General features: G+C 47.9%; 7 protein-coding genes. 3 read left to right on the forward strand and 4 right to left on the reverse strand.

Annotation, left to right across the window (positions count from 1 at the left end; translation table 11 throughout):
- Together ACLR2L_RS17970 and ACLR2L_RS17975 are read left to right on the forward strand one after the other, a co-directional pair.
- The coding region (locus tag ACLR2L_RS17970; protein WP_413370119.1) for a DUF444 family protein at positions 1-251 on the forward strand (251 nt) is incomplete at its 5' end.
- Positions 251-1,768 carry a SpoVR family protein gene (locus ACLR2L_RS17975; protein ID WP_413370121.1) on the forward strand — a complete coding sequence of 506 codons (1,518 nt, stop codon included), beginning with the start codon at positions 251-253 and terminating at the stop codon, positions 1,766-1,768. The genes ACLR2L_RS17970 and ACLR2L_RS17975, both read left to right, overlap by 1 nt.
- Positions 1,769-1,853: 85 nt before the next feature.
- Here the strand turns inward: ACLR2L_RS17975 and ACLR2L_RS17980 are convergent, their stop codons facing one another.
- From ACLR2L_RS17980 to prmB, 3 genes are read right to left on the reverse strand one after another with little or no spacing between them, the layout of a single operon-like run.
- Complete coding sequence (locus ACLR2L_RS17980; protein ID WP_413370123.1) at positions 1,854-3,038, reverse strand: MFS transporter; 1,185 nt, start codon at positions 3,036-3,038, stop codon at positions 1,854-1,856.
- A gap of 25 nt (positions 3,039-3,063) precedes the next feature.
- Positions 3,064-4,167, reverse strand: a complete 1,104-nt coding sequence (gene aroC / locus ACLR2L_RS17985) for a chorismate synthase (RefSeq protein WP_413370125.1) — start codon at positions 4,165-4,167, stop codon at positions 3,064-3,066.
- A complete protein-coding gene (gene prmB / locus ACLR2L_RS17990; RefSeq protein WP_413370127.1) occupies positions 4,168-5,106 on the reverse strand; it encodes a 50S ribosomal protein L3 N(5)-glutamine methyltransferase in 939 nt (312 codons plus the stop codon).
- Positions 5,107-5,218: 112 nt separating this feature from the next.
- Here prmB and smrB point away from each other — a divergent pair, with 112 nt between their 5' ends.
- Complete coding sequence (smrB, locus tag ACLR2L_RS17995; RefSeq protein ID WP_413370129.1) at positions 5,219-5,773, forward strand: endonuclease SmrB; 555 nt, start codon at positions 5,219-5,221, stop codon at positions 5,771-5,773.
- 15 nt (positions 5,774-5,788) lie between these two features.
- On the opposite strand, the gene ACLR2L_RS18000 is transcribed toward smrB, so the two are convergent.
- Entirely contained in the window at positions 5,789-5,914 is a 126-nt protein-coding gene (locus ACLR2L_RS18000) for a DUF3149 domain-containing protein (protein ID WP_083271529.1), read from the reverse strand.
- Positions 5,915-6,255: the final 341 nt, after the last annotated feature.

A 6,255-nucleotide genomic window follows, 5' to 3' on the forward strand; every position in this document is an offset into this window, starting at 1 on the left:
ATAACTGGGCCGACGATTCCCCGCAGTGCAGGGAAATCCTCACTAAAAAGTTATTGCCGGTAACGCGTTATTTCGCCTACATCGAAATTACCGAACGCCAGCATCAAAGCCTGTGGCGCGAGTATCAGACCGTGGAGGAAAGTTGCGACAATTTTGTGTGTAAACACATTGTTTCAGTAAACGATATTTATCCGGTCTTCCGGGAGCTTTTCGAGAAGACCAAATCAACGGGCACCGCGGGAGGAAATTAATGGCTGCAAATACTGCTGTTAAACGACAGCCTTTGAGTGACGGCCCCGACTGGACGTTTGATCTGTTGGAGCAATACGAAACGGAAATAGATCGCATAGCCAAGGCGTTTCGCATCGACACCTACCCCAACCAGATTGAAGTTATCACAGCGGAACAAATGATGGACGCCTATGCCAGCATAGGTATGCCCATTAACTATACGCACTGGTCGTTCGGTAAAAAGTTTATTCAAACCGAACAGCAATACCGGCGCGGCCATATGGGATTGGCATACGAAATAGTGATCAACTCCAATCCGTGTATTGCCTACCTTATGGAAGAAAACACCATCACCATGCAAGCACTGGTGATGGCGCACGCCTGTTATGGGCACAATTCATTCTTCAAAGGCAATTACCTGTTTCAAACCTGGACAGACGCCAGTTCGATTATTGACTACCTGGTGTTTGCCAAAAACTATATTGCGAAATGTGAACAAAAATACGGTTATGAGGAAGTTGAACAAACTCTCGACTCCTGCCACGCGCTGATGAACTTTGGCGTTGACCGATACAAACGGCCACAAAAGCTGTCATTGCAGGAAGAGAAGAGCCGCCAGAAGCAGCGCGCAAAATATTTACAGTCTCAGGTGAATGAGTTGTGGCGCACCCTGCCGGAAATTAAACATGAATCCAGCCTGGAAGCACCGCGTTTCCCTGCCGAACCTCAGGAAAACCTGCTGTACTTTATAGAGAAGAATGCGCCGTTACTGGAATCCTGGCAACGCGAGCTGGTGCGGATCGTGCGCAAGGTATCGCAATATTTTTACCCGCAAAAGCAAACTCAGGTTATGAACGAAGGCTGGGCATGTTTCTGGCACTATCACATATTAAATACGCTGTATGACGAAGGGCTGGTTACCGACCGGTTCATGCTTGAGTTCCTGCATAGCCATACCAGTGTAGTAACACAGCCAGAGTACAATAGCCCTTATTACAGTGGTATTAATCCCTATGCACTGGGCTTCAATATGTTTATGGACATCAAGCGCATTTGTGAGAAGCCTACCGCGGAAGACAAATACTGGTTTCCTGATATTGCAGGGAAGGACTGGCTGGACACCGTACATTTTGCCATGCACAACTTTAAGGACGAAAGCTTCATCAGCCAGTTTTTATCACCCAAGTTGATGCGTGATTTTAAATTGTTTGCTGTGGAAGATGACGTAAGCAAACCTTATGTGAGTGTATCGGCTATTCACGATGAGCTGGGTTACCATGCCATTCGCGAAAAGCTGTCAGCCCAGTACAACCTGAGTAATCTGGAACCCAATATCCAGATTTATAACGTAGATGTGCGTGGCGACCGTTCTTTAACGCTGCGCTATGTGCCGCAAAACGGTATTCCATTGGCAGACAGCAAAGACGAAGTCATGCGCCATCTGCACCGCTTATGGAAATTTGATGTGAAGCTTGAACAACTGGAGGAAAACGGCAGCACCAAAGTGATTGCCAGTTGCCTGCGCAGCAGTGCCTGACATCCTGTTAGTTAATATCTAATTCGCCAGCACCGGGCCATATCCTGGCCCGGTGTTTAATACCAATTGCGCAGCATACAATGGGTTACCCCTGATGCAATGGATGTCGCTGATTCATTTGCTCAGGCTTGAGTAACAACAGCAGTAACCCACCCGCTATCGCGCACATTGACGCACAAGTAAAGGTAACGAACGCCCCACTGCCCTGTTGCCAAAGATGACCAGCCGCGAAATTCCCCACAGCACCGCCCAAACCAAACGCTAACCCAATGTAAGCAGCCTGAATGCGACCATGGATATACGACGGAAAATAATGATGAATAAATTGCATGGAGGAAGAATGGTTCAGACCAAAACTCAATGCGTGAATAAACTGGCTAAAGAATACCAGCCAGAAATAGTCGGCGAACGAGCCGAGTACCCACCAGCGTAAACCGGTAGCCAGCAAACACAACATCAACAGACGCCACACACCAAATCGGGTGATCAGCCGTTGAGCAATGAGGAATATGCCTACCTCAACTACAACGCCAAGGGCAATCAACAAGCCGGTTTCCATACCGCTATAGCCCAAATCCCGCATGTACAGTGCAAAGAAACCATAATAAGCACCAAAGCTTACCTGCAAGAGACCATTAACTAACAAAAATATGACGACCACCCGGTGACGTAAAAAACGCCAAACACTGCCCTTTTGCGCAGTATTGCGTTGCATTGTGCCCGGTTGTTGCAGCGCAAGCGTACTGATAAAAAGTGCACTTAACACCAGCATTGACGCGTAAATAGGCGTTTCAGTAGCAAAAAAATCCAGCCCTTGCCCAACTAACACCGTAAGTACAATAAACCCCACGCTGCCCCATAACCGCACTCGTCCGTATCGTTTTGAGTCGCCTTCAACGGTGTGCAGGGTTAATACCTCCAGTTGAGGCAGCACCGCAGTCCAGAACATCATCATTAAGCCCATGGTTAATGTGAGGTACCAGAACGAATAAGCCCAAAATACGCCAATAAAACTAATAACAGTTAGCGCGCAGCCAAGGCGCAGGATCAAGAGGATCTTACCGGTTCTGTCGGCAATGCCCGCCCACAAGGATGGGCCGATAATACGAGCCAGGGTGATCACTGCAAACAGCTCACCTATTTCAGATGACGTAAAACAACGTCCATCCAAAAAAACACCAAGATAAGGGTTTATTACGCCAAGCTGGCCGAAGTAAAGCGCGTAGGTAAGGCTAAGCGCGACAACGGTAAAGCGGTTTACCGTTGTCATAGCAATGAGATTATAAAAGGTGGGATCACTTTTTCGCGTTACCAGGGATCACGGGGGTTTTGCTGAGCACATCCGCATTTTGTGCGCGATGGCGCAAACAGTGATCCATTAACACCAATGCCAGCATAGCTTCGGCAATTGGCACAGCCCGAATACCCACACAAGGATCATGACGCCCCTTGGTAACGATATCAATCGCGTTTCCATCGATGTCGATGGTTTTGCCGGGTACAGAAATACTGGATGTCGGCTTAAGTGCCATATGCACCACCAGGTCCTGCCCGGTTGAAATGCCACCCAACACCCCGCCAGAGTGATTCGATTCAAAGCCCTCTGGTGATAGTGTGTCGCGATGTTCACTGCCTTTTTGCGTGACCACGCCAAAGCCATCACCCACTTCCACACCTTTAACAGCATTGATACCCATCATCGCACCAGCGATATCGGCATCCAGGCGATCAAAAACAGGCTCGCCCAATCCTACTGGCATATTAGTCGCCACTACCGATACTTTCGCACCAATGGAATCACCTGATTTTTTCAGGTCGCGCATGTATTCATCCAACGCTTCCAGTTTGCTTTCGTCCGGGCAGAAAAATGGGTTTGTGTTGATTACATCATAATCAATAGTATCAACGGCAATGGGCCCTAACTGCGACAAAAAACCATGGATTTTAATGCCGTAAACCTGTTCTAGAAATTTCTTGGCTATGCCCCCTGCCGCTACGCGAATAGCCGTTTCCCGCGCGGAAGAACGACCACCGCCGCGGTAGTCACGCAGGCCGTATTTTTGCTGATAGGTATAATCGGCATGCCCTGGGCGAAAACGATTGGCAATATCAGAATAATCCTGGCTGCGCTGATCTTTGTTTTTGATCAGCAAACCAATACTGGTACCCGTAGTTTTCCCTTCAAACACGCCCGACAGAATTTGTACTTCGTCGTCTTCGCGACGCGCCGTGGTGTAACGTGATGTACCGGGCTTTCTGCGATCCAAATCTACCTGTAAATCCGCTTCGCTGAGCTCCAGCCCAGGTGGACAACCGTCTACCACGCCACCTAATGCGATACCATGACTTTCACCAAAGGTACTAACGGTAAAAAACTTTCCGAATGTATTTCCGGCCATTTACACACTATTCCTGTTGTTAAATCGTACAAGAGCCGCTTTCGTAACGGCAAATATCCCATGGCCCCCTTGTGCCAGCTCTACCCACTCCAGGTCCAAACCTGGGAATCGGCTGTCCATGTGCACCAGAGAATTGCCCACTTCCACTAACAACACACCATTATCAGTAAGGTGTTGAGGGGCCTGTTGTATAATAATTTCAACCAAATCCAGACCGTCATCACCGGCAGCTAGTGCCAGTTCAGGCTCGTGTTGGAATTCGTTTGGCAAATCAGCCATGTCTTCGGCATCCACATAGGGCGGATTCGATACGATTAAATCGTAAGTCTGCCCTTCCAGATGACTGAATAAATCGGAGTAAATCGGGAACACACGATGCGATAACCCGTGCTCCTGAATATTCATTTCGGCTACCGTAAGGGCATCTTCGCTGATATCCACTGCATCGACTTCTGCATCGTCAAACGCATAGGCCATTGCAATGGCAATACATCCACCACCGGTACACAAATCCAATATGCGTGCAGGCGGCTCGCTTAACCACTGACTAAATTTATTTTCAATCAGTTCGGCAAACGGTGACCGTGGTATCAACACCCGCTCATCGACGTAAAATGGCAGGCCGCAAAACCAGGCTTCATTGGTTATATAGGGCAATGGCAAACGCGTTTGCACTCGCTGAACAACCAGCTCAGCCACTTTACTGCGTTCACTCTGGGTCAATCTGGCGGCAAACAGGCCGTCACCTGTTTGGCGGGTTAATCCGTGCGGTAAATGCAGCGCCTGAAACACCAGGCTTACGGCTTCATCCCAGGCATTATCGGTTCCATGCCCAAAAAACAAATCTGCGTCGTTAAAACGACTCACCGACCATCGCACCATATCTAAAATTGAATGCAAATCGGCAATGGCCTCGTCGAGGTAAAATTTGTCTGTCATGCTGCTTACAATGCCCGGATCAAAGAAAGCTGGTATGATACATAATGTTGACCGGTTCGGACATGCTTAATTTGTCCAATCTGTATTGTAATTTCACAGAGGATAGTTACGCGTGAAGAAGACCCCGACAACGTCTGCAGAGGACCTGGACGACCTGTCTCTTTTTCAGTCAGAAGTGAAAGGGATTAAGCCCCTTATGCAGGATACTTACGTACCACCTCAGGCAACGCGTAAAATAGCCGTAAAACGCCAGCAAAAAGCCTCGCGTCACGCCCATGCAAGCTTTGAATTTTCTGATGCATTTGAAGGTTTTATACCGCCACAAGGCGCGCTTCGCTACTGCCGGGAAGATGTCCCAGCCTACGAACTTAAACAACTCAGGCGTGGCGACTACAGCCCCGATTACATCCTGGATTTACATGGCATGACGAGAAATCAGGTCAAACTCGAATTGGCCAGTTTACTACATACGGCACAACAGGAGCTGGTTGATTGTGTGTGCCTGGTACACGGCCATGGCACAGGCATTCTGAAACAAGCACTACCTCACTACCTGATTCAGCACCCGTTGGTAAGGGCATTTCACCAGGCCCCTTTGGAGTACGGCGGACAAGGGGCCCTGCTGGTGTTATTAACGGTGGATTCACCGTTTGCGAAAAAGCGTTAGCTTTTTCGGGTCACTTTACTTGTGATCATCGCCACTGTTATGGATAAACAGGTAGGTGTAATACGCCATCATTACACACACAATGAAAATACCTAACAGAGAGCCCCAAACTACTGGATCTTTTAATAACATACTCCACATAACGTTCACCTTTTTTTGCAATTTCTATGGCTAAAGTGTGCCTCTTTCAGACATAAAAAATGCTGATCTAAATCAATCCCTAAAAGCCCGCGCGCACCACAGTATGATGTAGATCAAACGTTGGAACTTATTCATTGATATGCCGTTGTGCCAACATCGCCTCACGATGATAACGGCCTGTTTAATTGCCAAAAATTCAGCGATGGCAGCGCCGAAAACTGGCGCACTCCGGAGCTAAATAAAGAGATATGAAAAAAATAAAAGAAAAACCCAATGACTACTTGATAATAATTATCATTTAGATTACGGTAGATATGCCTGTTGGGTATCTGATGATTGAC

Origin of the sequence: Alteromonas sp. AMM-1 (assembly GCF_047290655.1) — a bacterium.
GTDB lineage: Bacteria > Pseudomonadota > Gammaproteobacteria > Enterobacterales > Alteromonadaceae > Alteromonas > Alteromonas mangrovi.